General features: G+C 72.1%; 15 protein-coding genes and 3 pseudogenes. 12 read left to right on the top strand and 6 right to left on the bottom strand.

Translation table 11 applies throughout. From position 1 onward, the window contains the following. Window positions 1-156: 156 nt before the first annotated feature. From ACZ4VI_RS00190 to ACZ4VI_RS00180, 3 genes and pseudogenes are all read right to left on the bottom strand, one after another. Entirely contained in the window at window positions 157-1,083 is a 927-nt protein-coding gene (locus ACZ4VI_RS00190) for a universal stress protein (protein ID WP_467996237.1), read from the bottom strand. A gap of 59 nt (window positions 1,084-1,142) precedes the next feature. Further along, window positions 1,143-1,448 carry an Lrp/AsnC ligand binding domain-containing protein gene (locus tag ACZ4VI_RS00185; protein ID WP_467995180.1) on the bottom strand — a complete coding sequence of 102 codons (306 nt, stop codon included), beginning with the start codon at window positions 1,446-1,448 and terminating at the stop codon, window positions 1,143-1,145. Between the two features lie 496 nt (window positions 1,449-1,944). After that, window positions 1,945-2,001 (bottom strand): annotated as a pseudogene (locus ACZ4VI_RS00180) (hypothetical protein); the annotation flags it as partial. Window positions 2,002-2,126: 125 nt separating this feature from the next. On the opposite strand from ACZ4VI_RS00180, the pseudogene ACZ4VI_RS00175 reads away from it, so the two are divergent. The 5 genes and pseudogenes from ACZ4VI_RS00175 to ACZ4VI_RS00155 all read left to right on the top strand — a co-directional run. After that, window positions 2,127-2,360, top strand: a pseudogene (locus tag ACZ4VI_RS00175) (NAD(P)-dependent oxidoreductase); the annotation flags it as partial. Between the two features lie 36 nt (window positions 2,361-2,396). After that, window positions 2,397-3,181 (top strand): annotated as a pseudogene (locus ACZ4VI_RS00170) (class II aldolase/adducin family protein). Between the two features lie 63 nt (window positions 3,182-3,244). Beyond that, the gene (locus tag ACZ4VI_RS00165; RefSeq protein ID WP_467995178.1) at window positions 3,245-4,156 is read left to right on the top strand and encodes a carbohydrate kinase family protein; all 912 of its coding nucleotides are present in this window, start codon (window positions 3,245-3,247) and stop codon (window positions 4,154-4,156) included. 181 nt (window positions 4,157-4,337) lie between these two features. After that, window positions 4,338-4,943 carry a TDT family transporter gene (locus tag ACZ4VI_RS00160; protein WP_467995176.1) on the top strand — a complete coding sequence of 202 codons (606 nt, stop codon included), beginning with the start codon at window positions 4,338-4,340 and terminating at the stop codon, window positions 4,941-4,943. 211 nt (window positions 4,944-5,154) lie between these two features. Then, the gene (locus ACZ4VI_RS00155) at window positions 5,155-6,237 is read left to right on the top strand and encodes a magnesium and cobalt transport protein CorA (RefSeq protein WP_467996235.1); all 1,083 of its coding nucleotides are present in this window, start codon (window positions 5,155-5,157) and stop codon (window positions 6,235-6,237) included. Window positions 6,238-6,241: 4 nt separating this feature from the next. On the opposite strand, the gene ACZ4VI_RS00150 is transcribed toward ACZ4VI_RS00155, so the two are convergent. After that, window positions 6,242-7,606 (bottom strand): NAD(P)/FAD-dependent oxidoreductase, encoded by a 1,365-nt coding sequence (locus ACZ4VI_RS00150; RefSeq protein ID WP_467995174.1) that lies wholly within the window; start codon window positions 7,604-7,606, stop codon window positions 6,242-6,244. Between the two features lie 176 nt (window positions 7,607-7,782). On the opposite strand from ACZ4VI_RS00150, the gene ACZ4VI_RS00145 reads away from it, so the two are divergent. The 4 genes from ACZ4VI_RS00145 to ACZ4VI_RS00130 all read left to right on the top strand — a co-directional run bounded on the left by ACZ4VI_RS00145 (window position 7,783) and on the right by ACZ4VI_RS00130 (window position 13,210). Continuing rightward, on the top strand, window positions 7,783-10,290 hold the full coding sequence (locus ACZ4VI_RS00145) for a SpoIIE family protein phosphatase (protein WP_467995172.1): 2,508 nt from the start codon (window positions 7,783-7,785) through the stop codon (window positions 10,288-10,290). A gap of 81 nt (window positions 10,291-10,371) precedes the next feature. Continuing rightward, on the top strand, window positions 10,372-11,871 hold the full coding sequence (locus ACZ4VI_RS00140; RefSeq protein ID WP_467995170.1) for a carboxylesterase/lipase family protein: 1,500 nt from the start codon (window positions 10,372-10,374) through the stop codon (window positions 11,869-11,871). 88 nt (window positions 11,872-11,959) lie between these two features. Next, window positions 11,960-12,304 (top strand): hypothetical protein, encoded by a 345-nt coding sequence (locus tag ACZ4VI_RS00135; protein WP_467995169.1) that lies wholly within the window; start codon window positions 11,960-11,962, stop codon window positions 12,302-12,304. Window positions 12,305-12,409: 105 nt separating this feature from the next. Further along, window positions 12,410-13,210: a hypothetical protein gene (locus ACZ4VI_RS00130; RefSeq protein WP_467995167.1), complete on the top strand. Its 801-nt coding sequence runs from the start codon at window positions 12,410-12,412 to the stop codon at window positions 13,208-13,210. Window positions 13,211-13,292: 82 nt separating this feature from the next. Here the strand turns inward: ACZ4VI_RS00130 and ACZ4VI_RS00125 are convergent, their stop codons facing one another. Further along, window positions 13,293-14,861, bottom strand: coding sequence for a glycoside hydrolase family 53 protein (locus ACZ4VI_RS00125; protein ID WP_467995165.1), 1,569 nt, complete (start codon window positions 14,859-14,861; stop codon window positions 13,293-13,295). A gap of 142 nt (window positions 14,862-15,003) precedes the next feature. Next, window positions 15,004-17,025 carry a beta-galactosidase gene (locus ACZ4VI_RS00120; RefSeq protein WP_467995163.1) on the bottom strand — a complete coding sequence of 674 codons (2,022 nt, stop codon included), beginning with the start codon at window positions 17,023-17,025 and terminating at the stop codon, window positions 15,004-15,006. 197 nt (window positions 17,026-17,222) lie between these two features. Here ACZ4VI_RS00120 and ACZ4VI_RS00115 point away from each other — a divergent pair, with 197 nt between their 5' ends. The 3 genes from ACZ4VI_RS00115 to ACZ4VI_RS00105 are packed head-to-tail and all read left to right on the top strand — an operon-like array spanning window position 17,223 to window position 20,379. Further along, window positions 17,223-18,536, top strand: a complete 1,314-nt coding sequence (locus ACZ4VI_RS00115) for an ABC transporter substrate-binding protein (RefSeq protein ID WP_467995161.1) — start codon at window positions 17,223-17,225, stop codon at window positions 18,534-18,536. Then, on the top strand, window positions 18,533-19,465 hold the full coding sequence (locus ACZ4VI_RS00110) for a carbohydrate ABC transporter permease (RefSeq protein WP_467995159.1): 933 nt from the start codon (window positions 18,533-18,535) through the stop codon (window positions 19,463-19,465). The genes ACZ4VI_RS00115 and ACZ4VI_RS00110 overlap by 4 nt, the downstream gene beginning before the upstream one ends. Then, the gene (locus ACZ4VI_RS00105; RefSeq protein ID WP_467995158.1) at window positions 19,462-20,379 is read left to right on the top strand and encodes a carbohydrate ABC transporter permease; all 918 of its coding nucleotides are present in this window, start codon (window positions 19,462-19,464) and stop codon (window positions 20,377-20,379) included. Before ACZ4VI_RS00110 ends, ACZ4VI_RS00105 begins: the two co-directional genes overlap by 4 nt. Window positions 20,380-20,384 lie beyond the last annotated feature (5 nt).

The following is a 20,384-nucleotide window of genomic DNA, read 5'->3' as shown; positions in this document are numbered from 1 at the left end:
TCCCGGTGTGAAGCGCTTCGACGAAGCCTGGCCCGGATCATCCGGCTCTGAACAGGAGGACAGTAGCCCGGGCCTCTGAAACTGTCCAGCGTCTAAGGGTCAATTAGTCGAAGCGCTTCAATGCCGACGCCGTGTTCCTCGGGGCGTCCCCGCGGTTCAGTCCGACGCGTGAGGTGAGGGCGGCACCACCGCGACCGGGCAGTGGGCGTGGTGCAGGACGGCGTGGGCGACCGAGCCCATCAGCAGGGACTCGACCCGGCGCCGACGGTGGCGGCCCACCACGACGAGACCCGCGCTCCGCGACCCCTCCACGAGCCGCCCCGCCGCGTCCGACGGTACGACGTCGGTCACCACCTCGACGTCCGGGTACCGCTCCTTGAAGGGCCGCAGCCGCGCCTCCTGCCGCCCGGTGGTCTCCTTCACGATCTCGGGCGTCTCGTCCACGGGGACCGGCGGCGGCACCTGGAGCGCGGGGGCCGGCGGGCCGACCAGCATGACCGGCGAGGGCGGGAGCCGGAACGCCGTCACCGCCTCCAGGGCCACGCCCCGCTGCCGCGCCGCGTGGAAGGCGAAGTCGAGGACCTCGTCCGCCGTCTCCTCTGGGTGGAGCCCGACGAGGACCCGGCCCGCCTCCGCGCCGCTCTCCAGCGACACGTCCCGCGCCTCGTGCGGCACGACGACGACCGGGCACGGTGCAGACGTGGCGAGCGCCCGGCTGGTGGAGCCGAGCAGCAGGCTGGCGAAGCCGCCGCGCCCACGCGAGCCGGTCACCAGGAGCCGAGCGTTCCTGGCCTCGGCGAGCAGGGCGTCCGGCACGGGGCCGTCGAGCGACGCGTACCGTACGGGCGTGCTCCCGCCCTGCTCCTCGATCCAGGCGCGGACGCCGTCGATGACGCTGTCCGGGATCTCGGGCGCCTTGCCCAGCGAGGCGATGCGCGCGGCCCCGAGCTGGAGCGCCTCGGAACGTACATGCGCCACCACGAGCGGAGCGTCGAGCTCGCGCGCGGTGCTCAGCGCCCACTCCAGGGCGCGGTGACTGTGCTCGGACCCGTCCACGCCGACAACAACGGCTTCTGCGCTCATATCGGGATTATCCCCCTTTCCCTCCTCCGTCCCATGCCGGAGGGGGCGGGTCGGCGGGTCTACGAGGCCGGTGCACCGAGGTCGTAGCGCTCCTTGACCAGCTCCAGATGGATCCAGCTCTCGACGGTGCGCACACCCGGCAGGGCCCGCATCGCGTCCAGGACCGTCCGTACCGACCCCAGGGAGTCCGCCGTGACCGTGCCGACCAGCTCGGCCCGTCCGAGGCAGGCCGACAGGAAGGTCACCTCCTCCCGTGCGGCCACCTCCCGCGCCACGGGTTCCCGCGCGCCCTCGACGCGTACCGCGAACCCGCACGTGTAACCAAGGCCCAGCACCTCGGGGCGGACCAGCGCGAGCACCTTCACCACGCCTCCGTCCAGGAGGCGCAGGGTGCGGGCGCGGGTGGCGCCGGGGGAGAGCCCGACGCGCTCGGCCAGATCGGCGAACGTCCTGTTCGAGGGCGTCGAGGATCCGCAGGTCGGTGTCGTCCAGGTCCGGGGTGGTCGGCTCGTCCGCCATCAGGTACGGGTCCTTGAGGTGGCGGGTGCCGATCAGCGGTTCGACCAGCGCGACGCCGGGGACCGACCGGACGCGCTCGATGGCCCGCTCCAGGGCCTCGACGCCCTCCGTGCGCAGCTCGGTCATGATGGCCCGCCGCCCGGCCGTGAGGCTGACGAACGGGGCCTCGGGCAGCTCGGCGATCGCCCGCGCCACCGGCTCCGCCGCGCCGTCGACGTCGATCGAGAGGTGCGCGGACGCGGTCAGTCCGCGGACCGCGGGGTGGACGACGGCCACGACCCGGACCGCACCCGACTCCAGGAGGCGCCGCACCCGTGCGCGGGTCGCGGGCCGGGACAGGCCGACGTGCTGGGCCAGCGTCTCGTACGCGAGGCGCCCGTCCTGCTGCAGCGCGCGCACGACGGCCAGGTCGATGGGGTCCAGGTCCACCCGGTGATCTCCTCGGCTCGGCGGCCCCTGTCTTCGGACGCGTCGCCGCCCACGACCCGCACACCGACCCCGCCCACTGGCCGGCCGGCGTCGCCCGCCACGACGACCTCGGGGAACTGGCCGCGGCGACCGACGTCCTCTCCCAGCACGTCCCGCTCACCCCGGCCACGCGCGGCCTCGTCGACGGAGCGCTGCTCGGACGGATGCGCCCCGGCGGCTCCCTCGTCAACGTCGCACGCGGCGAACTCGTCGACTCCGAAGCCCTGGTGACCGCCCTGGACGCGGACCACCTCGCCGGCGCGGCGCTCGACGTCCTCCCCGTCGAACCGCCCCCGGCCGACGACCCGCTGCGCCGCCACCCCCGTATCCAGCTCTCCCCGCACAGCGCACCCGCAACGCCGACCCCGGCCGCCGAGGAGCTCCGCCTGCGCCGCGAACTCGCCGCCGTCTACCGGCTCGTGGCCCACTTCAAGATGACCGACCTGATCTTCACCCACATCTCGCTGCGGCTGCCCGGCCCTGAGCACCACTTCCTCATCAACCCCTACGGGCTGCTCTTCGAGGAGATCACCGCCTCCAACCTCGTGAAGATCGACCTCGACGGCAACCCCGTCGAACCGACCCCGTACCAGGTCAACCCGGCGGGCTTCGTCATCCACAGCGCGATCCACGCCGCCCGCGCCGACGCGCACTGCGTCCTGCACACCCACACCAAGGCCGGCTGCGCCGTCGCCGCGCAGGAAGGCGGACTGCTCCCGCTCAACCAGATGTCGATGGAGTTCTACGACCGCGTCGGCTACCAAGACTACGAGGGCGTCGCCCTCAACCTCGACGAACAGCACCGCCTCGTCGCCGACATCGGCACGCACCCCGCCCTCGTCCTGCGCAACCACGGACTGCTGACCGTGGGCGAGACCGCGGCCCAGGCGTTCCTGCGCATGCACTACCTGGAGCGCGCCTGCGAGATCCAGATCGCCGCCCAGGCGAGTGGCGTCCCCCTGGTCGTCCCGCCTGCCGAGGTCTGCGCGTACACGGCGCGGCAGCTCACGGGCGAGGCGGCAGGGACTTCCAGGACGACGACGCGTACGACCTGGCCTGGGCGGCGCTGTTCCGCCTCCTGGACCGCACCTGCCCGGACTACAAGGACTGAGGGCCTCGGCGGCAACACCGGCTCCGCCATACTGGGCGCGGCGGGACCTGAGAGGCGGTAACAGTGAGTCAACAGCACGACCGGTACGACGTCGTGGTGGTCGGTGGCACCGGAGTGGACACCGTCATCCGGGTCGACGCCCTGCCGGTCCCCCTCGCCGACTCGGTCCATGTCGGGCCGATCGAGGAGTGGCCCGGACACACCGGCGGCAACGTGGCCCTCGGGACGCGGGCCCTCGGCCTGCGGGTCGCCCTGCTCGACTGTGTGGGCGACGACTGGATCGGCACGCTCGTACGGCAGCGCATGGCCGAGGGGGACGTGGAGTTCGCCCCGGTGATCTCGCACGCCGGCACCCGGCGCGCGGTCAACCTCGTGGACGCGACCGGACGCCGGATGTCCTTCTACGACGGCCGGGACCCGGCGGACCTGCGCATGCCCAGGGCCCACTACCTGCCCCGGCTGCGCCGCGCGCGCCACGTCCACGTCTCCATCATGAACTTCGCGCGCTTCCTCTACGACGACCTGGAGGAGCTCGGCGTCCCCGTCTCCACCGATCTGCACGACTGGGACGGACTGAACGACCACCACCGGGAGTTCGCCCTGCGCTCCGATCTCGTCTTCCTCAGCGCGGCGGGCGCCGGTGACGGCACCACGGCTCTGATGCGGGAGATCCTGCGCGAGGGCCGCGCCCGGACCGTGGTCGCCACGGCGGGCGCCGAGGGCTCCCACGTCCTCACCCGGGACGGCGGCCCCACCCCGTACCACGTTCCGGCCGTCGCCCCCCACGCCCCTGTTGTGGACACCAACGGCGCCGGCGACGCGTACGTCAGCGGCTTCCTCTACGGCAGGCTCGCCGGCCGGGACGTCCTGGACTGCGCCCGCCTGGGCGCGGTCGCCGGAGCCCACGCCTGTACGGCCCCGGGCTCCACCGCCCTCATCACCCCCGAGGCCCTCCTGGCGACCGCGCCGGTCTGACCCCCGCCCGGTGGACGTGCACCCCACCCGCCCGTCCACCGGGACCGTCCCGCCGCGAAGCCCCGTGCCGAGTGGCGGACCGAGCCACCCGGCTGCTGCGCAGCCGTCGCCGCTGTGTCGCCGAGGCCGACACCCGCCCGCGCTGACCGCCGTCGCCGCCAGCACCGTGCTCGGAGTCCGCGTGGCCCTCCTCGGCTGGACCCCTCTGGCCGCCGTGCTCCTCGCGGGGGCCGCCGTGCTGTGGGCCGTGCTGCTCACGGCGGTGCTGGAGCATCTGCGGCTCCGCATGCCGGGCGCCGTCTTCCTGATCTGCGTCGCCACCCAGGGCCTCGTGGTCCTGGGCGCCACCCTGGCCCCCTCGGCGGGCGACTGGCTCGCCCGGACGGCACTGGTCTTCTTCGTCCTCGGGCTGCTGCGCTACCTGGCCGCCCTGTTGTGCTTCGACCTCCGGCAGATCACCGCGGGCCCCGGCGACCAGTGGGTGGCCGACGGCGCCATGGCCATCTCCGCGCTGGCCGGCTCCAAGCTGCTCGCCACCGGCGTCTGGGCCGGCTACTTCCACACCACCCTGCGGACGACCACCCTGATCCTGCTGGCCGCCGACCTCGGCTGGCGCATGGCTCGTCACCCTCGCGGGGATGGTCCACGCGGTCTCCCGACAGCCGGTCCCCTCACGGGGAGCCTAGGGCGCCGCGTCCGTACGCCTCGCCTCTCAGCCCGCGAAGGGCGGCAGCGCCGCGAACTCGGGTGCCACCCCGACGCCCTCGGCGAGCGCGCCGAGGGATGAAGACCTGCCCGTTGGGCTGCCCGGGCAGCTGCAGCTCGAGTATCTGCCGCAGCGCAGGCAGCTGATGGCGCGTGCCTCCGCCTTTGGCGATGACGGCGGACGGCTGCCGGGCGCACGCTGATCAGGGCGGCCGGGCGGCCGGGGGAGTCCCGCCCACGCCCCGTCGGTGGCACACTGACCGCTGATCGTCCCGAGGAGCCCCCACGTGCCCATCATCCGCAACCTCCGCCGCACCGTCCGCCGTGCCTACCGCCGGACCGTCGACCTGAGCCACCCGGCGCGCTCGCCGCTGGGGAGTTCGGTGGTCAACTGTGTGCTGTACGAGGACGGGGCGCGGCAGCGCGGCGCCTGCCCCGCGGAGGAGGCGGTGCGACGGGTCCGCAAGTCCGGCGACGGGTTCGTCTGGATCGGACTGCACGAGCCGTCCGTCGAGGAGTTCGCCGGGCTCGCCGAGCTGTTCGGACTCCATCCCCTCGCCGTCGAGGACGCCGTCCATGCCCACCAGCGGCCCAAGCTGGAGCGGTACGACGACACGCTCTTCGCCGTCTTCAAGACGGTCCGCTACGTGGAGCACGAGGAACTCACCGCCACCAGCGAGGTCGTCGACACCGGCGAGCTCATGGTCTTCACCGGACCGGACTTCGTCATCACCGTCCGGCACGGCCGGCACGGTTCGCTCGGCCCGCTGCGGGAGGCGCTCGAAGCGGACGCCGAACAACTGGCCAAGGGGCCCGCGGCCGTTCTGCACGCCATCGCCGACCACGTCGTCGACGACTACCTCTCGGTCGCCGACGCCGTGCAGAACGACATAGACGCCGTCGAGACGGCCGTCTTCAGCGAGCAGGCCTCCCGGGGCGACGCCGGCCGCGTCTACCAGCTCAAGCGCGAACTGCTCGAACTCAAACGGGCCGTGGCCCCGCTCGACCGCCCGCTCCAGACCCTGGCCGCGCAGCCGCTGTCGCTGGTCACGGCGGACATCCAGCCGTACTTCCGTGACGTCGCCGACCACCTCTCGCGGATCACGGAACAGATCACGTCCTTCGACGCGCTCCTCGACTCGATCCTCCAGGCCCATCTCGCCCAGGTGACCGTCGCCCAGAACGAGGACATGCGCAAGATCACGGCATGGGCGGCCATCGTCGCCGTACCCACGATGGTCTGCGGGGTCTACGGCATGAACTTCGAGCACATGCCGGAACTGCGCTGGACCTACGGATACCCGCTCGTCGTCGGGGCGATGGCCGTCGCCTGCTTCCTCCTCCACCGCAGCTTCCGCCGCAACGGCTGGCTCTGACGCGTCAGCCCCGAGCGCGCAGGGCGGCGGTGTGGGCCCGTACCTGCTCGGGCGTGAGGTAGGCGTCCGTGTGCTCGAAGTCGGCGAGGGTTCCGGGCCGGGACGACAGGAATCCCGTACGCACGAAGTCGTCCCCGGCCACCGCGTTGAGCAGCCAGTTCGTCATCACCCGCGTCTTGGCGACATTCGTCCGCAGCGCCGACCAGTGGTACGCGCGGGCCACCGCTTGGGCGGGCGTGCCGTGCAGTTCGATCCCGAGCGGCTTCGAGACGGCGTCCCTGCCGCCCAGGTCCACCACCAGGCCGAGATCCCGGTGGTGGTACGGGTACGTCTGCTTGCCGCGCAGGGTCGCGACGAGGTTGTCGGCGACCTGCCTGCCCTGCCGGAGGGCGTGCTGGGCGGTCGGCGGGCAGATCGCGTCCTCCTCGTCCTTCGCCAGGTCCGGTACGGCGGCGGCGTCGCCGAGCGCGTGCACACCGTGCAGACCCGGGACCACCATGTCGGGCCCGACGACGAGCCTCCCCCGGTTCGTCTCCGCTTCCAGGGTGCCGATCAGCGGGCTGGCGGCGACGCCCGCCGTCCAGATCAGGGTCCGGCTCGGGAGCACCCGCCCGTCGGTGAGCGTCACCGCCTCGTCGTCCACGGAGGTGACCGAGACACCGAGCGAGACCTCGATCCCGCGCCGCCGCAGGATCTCCAGCGCTGCCCGGCCCAGCTTCTCGCCCAGCTCGGGCATGAGCCGGGGCGCGAGGTCCACCAGATGCCACTTGATCAGCGCCGGGTCGAGGCGCGGATAGCGGTGGACCGCGTTGTGGGTCAGCCGCTGCAGACAGGCGGCCGTCTCGGTCCCCGCGTACCCGCCGCCGACCACCACGAAGCAGAGCCGCGCCGCACGCTCCGCCTCGTCCTGGCCCGCGTCGGCCAGATCGAGCTGGGCGATCACGTGGTCGCGGATGTAGACGGCCTCGGCGAGCGTCTTCATGCCCCGCGCGTGCTCCTTCAGACCCGGGATGTCGAAGGTGCGGGTCACACTGCCGGGCGCCAGGACCAGGTGGTCGTACGGCTCGTCGACGAGTTCACCCGTGATCGTCCGTACGACACAGACCTTCGCCTTCGTGTCCACGCCGACGGCGCCGCCGGGGATGATCCGCGTACGGTGCCGCTTGCTCCGTCGCAGCGACAGCGCGACCGACTGGGGGGTCAGGACACCGGCCGCCACCTGGGGGAGGAGCGGCAGATAGAGCTGGTACGACAGGGGTGAGAGCAGCGAGACCTGGGCCTCGCGGTCCGTCAGGCGCCGTTCGAGCCGCCGCACGCACGCGACCCCGGCGAAGCCGGCACCCACCACGAGAATCTTCGGTCGAGTCACGCTGCCCGCCTCCCGGATCGTCGGTCCTCTGGACCTGACTAACCTCTCCGGTCGGCCGGGAACCCGGACTGTCCGCCGAAGAGGTGACGGCATGTCCGGACATGGCGGCTGAAGTGCGAGCATGGTGTGGTAGAAGGGATGAACAGGGCGGGGGTGTGAGAACGGAGCCGACGGCCGTGGGGAGACCCGAGGACACAGACACCACCGCGCACGAGGCGGTGTTCGGCGTCGCCGACTCCGTCGTCCTCCTCTTCGACGAGGGCGGTGCGGTCGTCGGCCGTCCCTACGCGGCCGAGCGGCTGCTCGGCTACCCCGCGGCGGAGCTGACCGGCCGACGCGTCGACGCCCTGCTCGCCGGGGACGAGGCCGCCCGGCTCCCCGCGATCCTGGAGACCTCGACGCGCGACGGCGGCTGGTCGGGAGTCCTGCTCGCACGTCACCGGGACGGCCGTACCGTCGCCGTGGACGTCACCGTCCTGCCGCTCCCCGGCGAGGCGGGCCCGGCCCGCTGGCTCGTCGTTGCCGTCGGCGCGGCGCCGTCCCGGCAGTGGACCATGGGGCCCGCCCTCCTGGAGCGCATGGTCACCAAGATGCCCGTCGGTCTCTGCCTCGTCGACACCGAGCTGCGCTGCGTCTGGTCGAACACCGCGCTCGAGCACTTCGGCGGCGGCACGGTCGAGGAGCGCCGCGGCAAGCGCCTGGCGGAGATCCAGCCCGGGCTGAACGCCGAGCTGGTGGAGTCGAAGATGCGCCAGGTGCTGGCCACCGGCGAACCGGCCGTCGGGTACGAGCATGTGGGCCGCACCCGCGCCCACCCCGGCCGGGACCAGGCCCACGCCATGTCGTTCGTCCGGCTCGACGACGACAACGGCCGTGCCATCGGCGTCTGTTACGCGGTCGTCGACATCACCGAGCGCTACCGGGCCCGGCTGCGCCTCGCCCTCATGGCGAGGGCGAGCGAGCGCATCGGCCGCAGCCTCGACGTCATGACCACTGCCCAGGACCTGGCCGACGTGGCCGTACCCGGACTGGCGGACTTCGTCTCCGTCGACCTGCTCGACACCGTCCTCAGAGGCGCGGAGCCGTCCCCGGGCCCGACCGCCGGCGCCACCGCCGTACGACTGGTCCGCGCGGGCGCGCAGAACGTACGTTCCGGCGGGGTGAAGGACGTCCTGGAGCCCGGGGAGCCGTCCGGGTACCGGGCGTCGTCACCGCAGATCGACTCCCTGGCCCGCGGCCGCTCCTGGCGCGCGGCCCAGCTGGACGCGGCGACACGGGCGTCGGCCCTGCCGATTCCCCTGAGGGAAGCCGCGGAGTCGGCAGAGTCAACGGAGGGACCGGCGACGACCGACCCCGCACCGCACACGGCGATGGTCGTGCCCATCCTCGCCCGGGGCGTCACGCTCGGCGTGACCACGTTCCTCCGCACGCGACGGGACGAGGCATTCGACGAGGACGATCTGCGGCTCGCGGAAGAGCTCGTGGCCCGCGCCGCCGTCTGCCTGGACAACGCCCGCCGCTACGCCCGCGAGCGCGCCGCCGCGCTCGTACTCCAGCGCAGCCTCCTGCCGCACAGCGTCCCGGCGCAGGAAGCCGTCGACGCGGCCTCGTTCTACCGGCCGGCCGACGAGCTCTCCGGCCTCGGCGGCGACTGGTTCGACGTCATCCCCCTGTCGGGCGCCAGGGTCGCCCTGGTCGTCGGCGAGGTCCTCGGCCACGGGATCGAGGCCGCCGCCACCATGGGCCGGCTCCGCACCGCCGTACGGACCCTCGCCGATCTGGACCTCGCGCCCGAGGAACTCCTGGCCCATCTCGACGACCTCGTCGTCCAGGTGACCCGCGAGGGGGCCGAGGCCGGCCTCACCGGCGCCGCCACCCCCGCAGGCGTCGGCGCCAGTTGTCTCTACGCGGTCTACGACCCGGTCGGTCTGCGCTGCGAGCTGGCGAGCGCCGGCCACCTCGCGCCCGCAGTCCGGGCCCCCGACGGCACCGTCACCTTCCCGGAACTCCCGCCCGGGGCGGCCCTCGGCATCGGCGGACTCCCCTTCGAATCCGTCGAGCTGCCCCTCGCGGAGGGCAGCGTCCTCGCCTTCTACACCGACGGACTGATCGCGGCCCCTGGGGCGGGCAAGGAGGGTCTGCGCCGGGTCCTGGAGTCCCGGGCCCGGGACCTGCCGCTCGACGAGCTCTGCCTCAGCGTCGCCGACGAACTGGCGCCCAGCAGGCCCTACACCGACGACGCGGCCCTCCTCCTCGTCAGGACCCGCGGACTGGCGGCCGGCCGGGTCGCCGTGTGGGACCTGCCCACCGACCCGGCCGTCGTCGCCCGGGCCCGGGTGATGGCCGCCCGCCAGCTCGCCGCCTGGGGCCTGGACGAGCTCGCCTTCACCACCGAACTCGTCGTCAGCGAACTCGTCACCAACGCCATCCGGCACGCCTCCGGACCCATCCGGCTGCGCCTGATCCTCGAACGCACCCTGATCTGTGAGGTCTTCGACGCCAGCAGCACCTCACCGCACCTCCGCCACGCGCGCATCACCGACGAGGGCGGCCGGGGCCTCTTCCTGATCTCCCAGTTCACCCGCCGCTGGGGGACCCGCTACACGGCCGAGGGCAAGGTGATCTGGGCCGAACAGCCCCTGGACCGTGACGACCCGGCTGTGGGCTCCGTCCAAGATCTTTAATCGATTGTCCGGCGCCCGGGCCCCGTGCGAGGGTGTGCTGCCGTACGGAGAGGCCGGCGGCGGCGAGAAGGAGATCCACCTGTGCGTGCCGGCAGCGCCGACCACACCGTCGTGACGAAGCAGGGCCCAATCCGCGGCACGGTCGCCGACGGGCTGCGGATCACGCTCGGCATCCCGTACGCCGCACCGCCGTTCGGCGCGCGGCGCTTCCAGGCGCCGGGGCCCGCGGAGGCCTGGGACGACGAGGTACGGGACTGCACCCGCTTCGGCCCGGTCGCCCCGCAGTCGGCGGAACTGCCCGGCTCCCCGGTCTGGCAGCCGGACGACGAGGACGTCCTCACGCTCAACGTCTGGGCCCCGGTGGCGCCTTCGGGGCCACTGCCGGTGCTCTTCTGGATCCACGGCGGCGCCTACACCTTCGGCTCCTCCGCCCAGCCCGACTACGACGGATCCGCCCTGGCCCGCGCCGGCACCGTCGTCGTGACCTGCAACTACCGACTCGGCTTCGAAGGCTTCGGCCACGTCCCCGGATTCCCCGACAACCGGGGGCTCCTCGACCAGATCGCCGCGCTGGAGTGGGTACGCGACAACATCGCGGCCTTCGGCGGCGACCCGGACAACATCACGGTGGCCGGCCAGTCCGCCGGCGGCGGCTCGATCGCCTGCCTGCTCAGCAGCGCACGGGCCGACGGACTCTTCCGCCGTGCCATCGCGCACAGCGTCCCCGACGCCTTCTTCCCACCGGAGTTCGCCGAGCGCCTGACCCGCGAGGTGGCCGAGGCCGCGGGCGTTGCCCCCACCGCCGACGGCCTGCTCTCCGCGACCCCGCAGACGCTCGTCGAGGCCTCGGACCGGGTGGCGGCACGGTACGCGGGCGATCCCTCCGCCGGCTTCCTCCACTACGACACAGTCCTCTACGGGCCCGTCCTCGACGGCGTGCTCCTGACGCGGGACCCCGTCGAGGCCCCTGCCGACGGCGGTCCGGCGCGCCCCGTCGACCTCCTCGTCTGCCACACCACCGAGGAGTACTGGCTGATGCACCAGGTCGGCAGCATGCCGCCGGTCACCACCGACGAGGGCCTCGCCCGGTTCGCCGCCGTCTACGGGCTCCCCGCGGACCTCGTCGCCGCCTACCGCGACCTGATGCCCGGGGCGCCGGTCCTCGACGTCTTCCTCGCCCTCGCCGGCGACGCGGTCTTCACCGTCCCCACCGTCCGCCTCGCCGAGGCGCACGCCCGCGCGGGCGGCGGCCGCACGTACCGGTCCCGCTTCGACCGGCGCCGTACCCGCCCCGACGGCAGCAGGGTGCGCGCCTGGCACGCAGCCGACGTGCCCTTCGCCCTCGGCACCCTGGACGCCACGGGCGTCGACTTCCTGACCGGCGGCCCCGCCGACGCCGACGACCGGGCCCTGTCCCGGCGGATGGTCGACGCCTGGGCCGCCTTCGCGGCCACCGGCGACCCCGGCTGGGCCCCCCTCACCGTCCATGTCTGGGACGTCCCCCAGGACCGCACCGAGGGCGCGAGCGCCGCGCACGCCCTCTGGGGCGCCCTACGGATGGCCCCGCCGTCGCTCCCGTAGCGCGACGCACGGGATAATCAGCACGCAGACGAAGCACCCGAGAAGCCTGCCGTCCCCCTGGCGCACGGCAGGAGATGGAGAGAGCCCGATGAACGTCCAGCACTTCGAGCACATCACCACGTTCATCGAGGACCGTCTCCGGCCGCTGTTCGATCCCGAGAACGGCAGCGACCACGGATTCGGGATGGACGACACCTCCCGCGCCCTGCGGGCCCTCCTCGGCACGGTCAAGGCCGCCGCGGCCGTCAAGGGCCTCGCCGCACAGCGGGCGGAGGCCGACCTGGCACTTCGTCACATCATCGACCAGGCCCTCGAGCACAACTGGGACGTCCTGCGCGGCGTCGCCCGCAACTGGGAGGACCACCCCGACTTCGTCCGCGACTTCAAGCGCCACGCCTGGGAACTCGACGAGACCCCCACCGCCACCGCCTGACCCTGCCCCCGGTCGGGTGAGTGCGCGACTCTCCCGACAGGCGCGGACGCGGACCGGGTACGTATCGGCGCATTGCCGTCCGCCAGCGTCGGAGGATGCTGCCCCATGCCTGTCAGGAACGTCCGCCCCGGCCCGCGCGTGCTGGCCACCGCACTGTGCGCGACCCTCGCCGTCATCGGCTACATGACGGTGTCGCCGGAGGAATCCGCGCAGAGCGCCCCACCCGGTGCCCGCGCCGCGGCCAAGAACGCCGGCCCAGGAACCTCACCTTCGGGGACTCCCGGCAGCACAGGCGCGGCCGGGGCGAAGACCTCCGCCGCCCCGCCCGGTGTCGGTCCGGTGACCCGGACGCTCATCCCGGACGGGACGAGCCAGGCGTTCGTGGTGACGGGCCGGTCCCAGGACGACAACGTGGCCACGGCCGTGCTCTACGAGCGGGACGCGGCGGGCCGGTGGCACCGTACGGCCGGGCCCTGGACGGCGCACAACGCCCTGCGCGGCTGGACGGCCGACCACTGGGCCGACGACCTGCGCACCCCGACCGGTGTCTTCCGGCTCGGCGACGCCGGCGGACGGCTGCCCGACCCCGGGTCGAAGCTGCCCTACGACCAGGACGAGGAGTTCGTCTCCCCGGGCACCGGATTCCTCGGCGAACCGCTCGAGGGCTCCTTCGACTACGTCGTCGCCATCGACTACAACCGCGTCCCCGGGACGACCCCCCTGAACAAGGAGCGACCGCTCGGCCTGGAACGCGGCGGAGGCGTCTGGGTCCACGTCGACCACGGCGGCCCCACGCAGGCGTGTGTCTCCCTGACCGCCGACGCCATGCGCGAGCTGCTGCGCGCACTGGACCCCACCAAGCAACCGGTCATCGTCATGGGACCGGCCGCCGAGATCGGGCGGTGATCCCCCAGAGCCGCTGACAGCCCGGCGAAAAGCGACCGGCCCCGCCTCCTCAGGGAGACGGAGCCGGCCGCAGTGGTTTCGGTCAGCGGTGGGCCAGCCAGGACGCCGCCGGCAGCAGCCTGCTGTCATAGTCGAACAGGGCCTGGTTCTCCCAGCCGTTGCCCGAGGACGGATCGGCCGGGTTCCAGCCGTTGCCGCTCACGGCCGTCCAGGTGGGCTCCCAGTAGACGACGCCGAGACCGCGGCCGTTCGGCACCGCCTCCACGACGTTCATCACGTCCCGCAGCCACGCCGCCTGACCGGCCGAACTCGCCGCGTATCCGGAGACCAGCTCGGCCGTGGTGTCGATGATGTTCTCGTGGCTGTCCTCGCTGTCCAGCCGGAAGGGGTACGCGGTCTCGGCGACCATCACCTTCTTCCCGTAACGGGCCGAGATGTCGTCCAGGTTGGCCTGGAGCGAGGACAGCGGCCCGTGCCAGTAGCCGTAGAAGGACAGCGCGATCACGTCGTACGGCACACCCTGCGCGGTCGCGTTGTCGAACCACCAGCGGTACAGGGCGTTGTCGCCGCCGTGGGCGAGGTGGAGCGCGATCTGCGTGGACGAGGAGACCGCCTTGGTGGCATTGATCCCGGACTTCAGCAGCCCAGCGAGCTGTGACCAGTTGTCCGTGGACCCCTCGGGCCACAGCATCCCGGTGTTGATCTCGTTGCCGATCTGCACCATGTCGGCCGTCGTGCCCTGCGCCTTCAGGGCGTTCAGGACGTCGTACGTGTGGTTGTACACGTCCGTGGTGAGCTGGCTGTACGAGTGCCCGGCCCAGGCGGCCGGCTTGGTCTGGGCGCCGGGGTCGGCCCAGGTGTCGGAGTAGTGGAAGTCGACGAGCAGCTTCATGCCCTGGGCCTTGATGCGCTGGGCCGTCGCCAGCACCCGCGCCTTGTTGTTGTAGCCGTCGGCCGGGTTCACCCACACCTTGAGGCGGCCGTAGTTCGCGCCCGCGGACTTCAGCAGGGCCACGGCGTCACCGCTCGCCCCGGCGGCCGTGCGGTAGGTACCGCCGAGGTCCTCGCTCTTCTTCAGCGAGGAGATGTCGACGCCCTTGACGGACAGGCCCGTCGAGCCGGAGGCGAAGGTGAGATCGTCGACGTTGAGCCACTGACCCGCGGCGGCGTTGGAGTTGACGCTGATCGTGCACTGGCCGCTCGTGACGTTGACCGAGGTGACCAGGCGTATCCAGGCGCCGTTGGGGGTGGGCGGCAGGTCGGTGCGCTGCTCGGCGGAGCCGCAGTTGCGCAGGGCGAGGTAGGCGGAGCTCTGGCCACCGCTGGAGCGCACCCAGGCGCTCAGCGTGTAGGTGCCGTTGGTCAGCCCGGACAGGTACTGGTACGTCTCGACCTGGTACGCGGAGGACGCCCAGTGGCTCAGCCGGTAGCCGCCGCTGTGTCCGCCCGCCTCCGTGAACGAGGCCGCGTTCTGGCCCGTCGCGGAGTAGGTGGACCAGCCGGTCGGTGTGGCGGTTCCGGTGCCGTTGGCCTCGAAACCGGTGTTGGTGAGGGTGGTCGCCGCCTGGGCGGGTGGAGTGGGCAGCGCGGCGAGGAGCAGGGCGGCGCCGAGCGCGGAGGCCGCGGCAGCCCTCAAGCGTGTACCTGACATGAACGACCGCAGAGTGCGGCGGGGAACGGCGTGCATCGTCGAGTCCCTTCGACGGTGGAGGGAGGGGGATGTGGTGCGGTGGTGCCGTTCACCCGGGTGCGCGCGTGCGAGACGCCCGCCCCCGGGGAGTCATGAGGGACGGTCAGGCGTCGAGCCGTACGACGCGGACCGCGCCCGCCGGGACGGCGAGCCGGCCGGCGACGCGTTCGCCGCCGAGGAGTTCGGTGCCGGGGGAGTCCAGCGGCACCTTCGCGTCGTGCGCGGTGTGGTTGAGCGCGAAGAGGAACGTGCCGCCGTCGCCGGACCGGCGGACCACCTCGACGTCACGGGGGAGCGCGTCCCGCGGCTCGATCCCCGCGTCCTCGCAGGCCGCGCCCAGGATCACGTCCAGCGCGGCGGCGTCGAACCGGGTGGAGACGTACCAGGCGGTGCCCCGGCCAAGCCGATGGCGGGTGACCGCCGGCCGCCCGGCGGCAGGACCGTCGCCGTACGTCCACACCGGCTGCGCGCCGCGCTCCACCACGAACTCGGTCCAGACGTCACCGGTCAGCGTCGCCCCGCCGGGGCCCGTGACGGTCACCGTCTCGCCCTCCCCGAGGGGGGACCACTCCTCCACGGTCAGCCCGAGGACGTCCCGCAGAGCGCCCGGGTACGCGCCCGGGTGGACGGCGTCGTGCTCGTCGACGATCCCGGAGAAGTACGAGACGACGAGCGTGCCGCCGTTCTCGACGTACTCCCGCAGACTGCTGCCGGCAGCCTCGGTGGTCAGATAGAGCGCCGGGACGACGACCAGCGGGTAGGCCGACAGATCGGCCTCCGGGTGGGCGAAGTCCACGGTCAGATGACGGTCGTAGAGGGTCTCGTAGAAACTGTCGGCGCGCTCACGCGCGTCGTGGTCCTCCGTCGGGCGCCACTCCAGGCCCTGCGCCCACCAGGACTCCCAGTCCCAGACCATCGCGACGTCCGCGACCGTGCGCGTACCGCGCACGCCGGCGAGCGCGTCGAGGCCCGAGCCGAGCTCGACGACCTCCTGCCACACCCGGGAGTCGGTCCCCGCGTGCGGCACCATCGCGGAGTGGAACTTCTCCGCGCCGCGCCGCGACTGGCGCCACTGGAAGAACATCGCGCCCTCGGAGCCGCGTGCCACATGGGCGAGGGAGTTGCGGGCCATCTCACGGGGGCGCTTGGCGGGGTTGCGCGGCTGCCAGTTCACGCCGGACGTGGCGTGTTCGAGCAGCAGCCAGGGCGCGCCGCCCGCGACGGAGCGGGTGAGATCGGCGGCCATCGCCAGGTTGACGTGGGTCCGGCGGCCGTCGGTGATCAGATAGTGGTCGTTGGTGACGAGGTCGACCTCGCGGCCCCAGGCCCAGTAGTCGACGGAGTCGCACTGGCTCAGCGCCGTCATGAAGTTGGTGGTGACGGGGATGCCGGGGGAGAGCCGGTGCAGGATGTCCCGTTCTGCCCGGAAATTCTCGCGCATCGTGGCGTCGGCGAAACGTCGGTAGTCGAGCTGCTGCGCCGGGTTGCCCACGGTGGGGGTCAGGCGCGGCGGGTCGATCTGCTCGTACGAGGTGTAGTGCTGGCCCCAGAAGGCGGTGCCCCACGCCTCGTTGACGCCCGCCACGGAGCCGTAGCGGGCGGCGAGCCAGCGGCGGAAGTGCGGGGCGCAGTTCTCGCAGTAACAGGCGCTGACGGGGACGCCGTACTCGTTGTGCACGTGCCAGAGGGCGAGCGCGGGGTGGTTGCCGTACCGCTCGGCCAGCTTCGTGGTGATCCCGGCCGCCGCCGCGCGGTACGCCGGTGAGCTGTGGCAGATCGCGCCGCGTGAACCGAGCGCGTACCGCACGCCCTCGCGGCTGACCGGCAGCGCTTCGGGGTGGGCGCGGTAGAACCAGGCGGGCGGCGCGACCGTAGGCGTGCCGAGGTCGACGCGGACGCCGTGCTCGTGCAGCAGGTCCAGGACGCGGTCGAGCCAGCCGAAGTCGTACGTGCCCGGCTCGGGTTCGAGCAGGGCCCAGGAGAAGATCCCGACGCTGACCATGGTGACGCCGGCCTCGCGCATCAGCCGGACGTCCTCCTGCCAGACGCTTTCCGGCCACTGCTCGGGGTTGTAGTCCCCGCCGAACGCGAGCCCGCGCAGGCCTTGGGGAGTCGTCTCCGGCATGGGTTCTCCTGACATCGGAACGTCGCAACGTCGACCAACTGTGAACGTACACACATCAGATCTCGATGTGGCAACGCAACATAACCGCACACGATCCACCATTGACAAGTGTCCGGAACGTTTCTCTACTGTGAACGCTCACAGATGCATGGCAGGTCCTTCCACAACGGAAGGCCGCTCGTCAGGGGAGAGGCTCCATGCCCATCGTTTTGCGCCACCGTGTTGTCGCCACTGCCACCGCCGTCGCCCTCGGCGCGGCCGCTCTCACCGCCTGCGGCTCGTCCGACGACGGCGCCGAGCAGGCCGAGTCCGGACCCGTCTCGCTCACCTACTGGGCCTGGGCGCCCAACATGGACAAGGTGGCGGCGATCTGGAACAAGAAGAACCCGGACATCAAGGTCACCGTCCAGAAGCAGGCCTCCGGCGACGACCTGGTCACCAAGATCATCACGGCCTCCAAGGCCCACCAGGCCCCCGACCTCGTCCAGGCCGAGTTCCAGGCCCTGCCGACGCTGGTCTCCAATGACGCCCTCGCCGACATCTCCAAGGAGGTCGGCGGCGCCAAGGACAAGTTCGCCCCCGGCCTCTGGCAGCAGACCACCCTCGGCTCCGACGCCGTCTACGCCGTGCCCCAGGACTCCGGGCCGCTGATGTTCTTCTACCGGACCGACCTCTTCCAGCAGTACGGCCTGAAGGTGCCCACCACCTGGGACGAGTTCGCCACGACCGCCAAGGCTCTGAAGGCCAAGGCCCCCGACAAGGCGCTCACCACTTTCTCCTCCAACGACGCGGGCCTCTTCGCCGGCCTCTCGCAGCAGGCCGGCGCCCAGTGGTGGACCGCCCAGGATCAGAAGTGGAAGGTCGGCATCGACGACCCCGCCACCCAGAAGGTCGCCGACTTCTGGGGTGGCCTCGTCAAGGAGGGCGCCATCGACAACCAGCCGATGTACACACCCGCCTGGAACAAGGCCCTCAACACCGGACAGCAGATCGCCTGGGTCAGCGCCGTCTGGGCGCCGGGCGTCCTGACCACCGCCGCGCCCGACACCAAGGGCAAGTGGGCGATGGCCCCGCTGCCCCAGTGGGACACCACCAAGCCCGCCACCGGCAGCTGGGGCGGCTCCACCACCGCCGTCACCACCGACTCCAAGCACAAGGCGGCCGCCGCGAAGTTCGCGACCTGGCTCAACACCGACCCCGAGGCGCTCGCCGCCCTGGTGAAGGAGGCCGGCATCTACCCGGCCGCCACCGCCGCCCAGACCGGCGGCGCGCTCGCCCAGGCCCCCGACTTCTTCGCCAACCAGCCCGACTTCTACACGCAGGCCGCGACGATCGCGAAGACCACCGCCCCCGCCGCGTGGGGCCCCAACGTCAACGTCGCGTACACCTCCTTCAAGGACGAGTTCGGTAAGGCCGCCAAGGCCAAGTCCGACTTCGGCGCCGCGCTGACCGCGATGCAGGCCGCCACCGTCGCGGACCTGAAGAAGCAGGGCTTCGAGGTCGCCCAGTGACGCAGCCCTCCACGGGCGTGCGCCGGTCGTACGGGGCCAAGGCGGCCCCGTACGGCTTCCTCCTTCCGGCCGCCGTCCTGTTCGCCCTCTTCTTCGCGCTGCCCATCGGCTACGCGCTCTGGGTCAGCGTCCACAAGATCGAGGTCAAGGGCCTCGGTCTGGGCAAGGGAGCCAGGAGCGAGGTCTGGGCGGGCCTGGAGAACTACACCGCCGCCCTCACCGACTCCGAACTCGGCGCGAGCGCCCTGCGGATCCTCGGCTACGGCGCGATCGTCGTCCCCGTCATGCTGGGCCTGGCCCTGCTGTTCGCGCTGCTGCTCGACTCCGAGCGGGTACGGGCCCGCTCCTTCTCCCGCCTCGCGATCTTCCTGCCGTACGCCGTCCCCGGAGTCATCGCCGCGCTCATGTGGGGCTTCCTGTACCTGCCGGACGTCAGCCCCTTCTACTACCTCCTCGACGCCCTCGGGCTGCCGGAACCGGACCTGATGGACGGCGGCCCGCTGTACCTGGCGATGGCGAACATCGCCGTCTGGGGCGGCACCGGCTTCAACATGATCGTGATCTACACCTCGCTGCGCTCGCTGCCCGCCGAGGTCTTCGAGGCGGCCAAGCTCGACGGCTGCTCCGAGCTGCAGATCGCCCTGCGGATCAAGATCCCGATGGTGGCGCCCTCCCTGGTCCTGACCTTCTTCTTCTCGATCATCGCCACCCTCCAGGTCTTCAACGAGCCCACTACGCTCCGGCCGCTCACCAACGGCATCCCCACCACCTGGAGCCCCCTGATGAAGGTCTACAACGACGCCTTCACCGGCGGGAACATCCACGCCGCCTCCGCCACCGCCGTGGTCCTCGCCGCGGCCACCTTCCTGCTCTCCTTCGGCCTGCTCAGGGCCTCCAACCGCCGTACGAAGCAAGGAGCCACCCGATGAGCGGGCTCGCCTCCCCGCCCCAGGTGCGCAAGGCCGCCCCGGCAGCCGGCACCACCCCCGGGACGTCCCAGGGCCCGCCGCGCGTTCGCCGCGTCGCCCTCCTGCCGACCGCCGCCCTGGTCCTCGGCGCGCTCTACTGCCTGCTGCCGATCGCCTGGGTCCTGGTGGCCTCCACCAAGTCGGGCGCCGACCTCTTCTCCACCTTCACCTTCCTCCCCGGCGACGGCTTCGGCGACAACCTCGCCGACCTCGCCGCGTACCGGGACGGCCTGTACTGGCGGTGGATGGGCAACTCCGTGTTCTACGCGGGCCTGGGCGCCGTCCTCTCCACGATCGTCTCGGCGCTCGCCGGCTACGCCCTCGCGATCTACCGTTTCCGCGGCCGCGAGACCTTCTTCAACCTGATCCTGACCGGCGTGCTGATGCCCCCGGTGATCCTCGCCATCCCGCAGTACCTGCTGATGGCCGAGGCCGACCTGACGGACACGTACCTCTCCGTCCTGCTGCCGCTGATCCTCTCGCCGTACGGCGTCTACCTCGGCCGGATCTACGCCGAGGCCGCCATCCCGACGGAGCTGGTCGAGGCCGGCCGGATGGACGGCGCGGGGGAGTGGCGGATCTTCCTGCGGATCGCCCTCCCGATGATGTCCCCGGGCCTGGTGACGATCTTCCTCTTCCAGTTCGTCGCCATCTGGAACAACTTCCTCCTGCCGTTCATCATGCTCGGCGACGACGAGAAGTTCCCCATGACCGTCGGTCTGTTCACGCTCCTCAAGCAGGGCGCCGGTCAACCCGCCCTCTACACGCTGGTGATCACCGGCGCGCTGCTCGCGATCGTCCCGCTCATCGCCCTGTTCCTGGTCATCCAGCGGTTCTGGAGCCTCGATCTGCTGTCCGGCGCCGTAAAGTCCTGAGCAAC

The organism is Streptomyces sp. NPDC029169 (assembly GCF_055563935.1).
The sequence above is the reverse complement of the archived record's forward strand: the minus strand, read 5'-3'. Positions and strand labels throughout refer to the sequence as shown.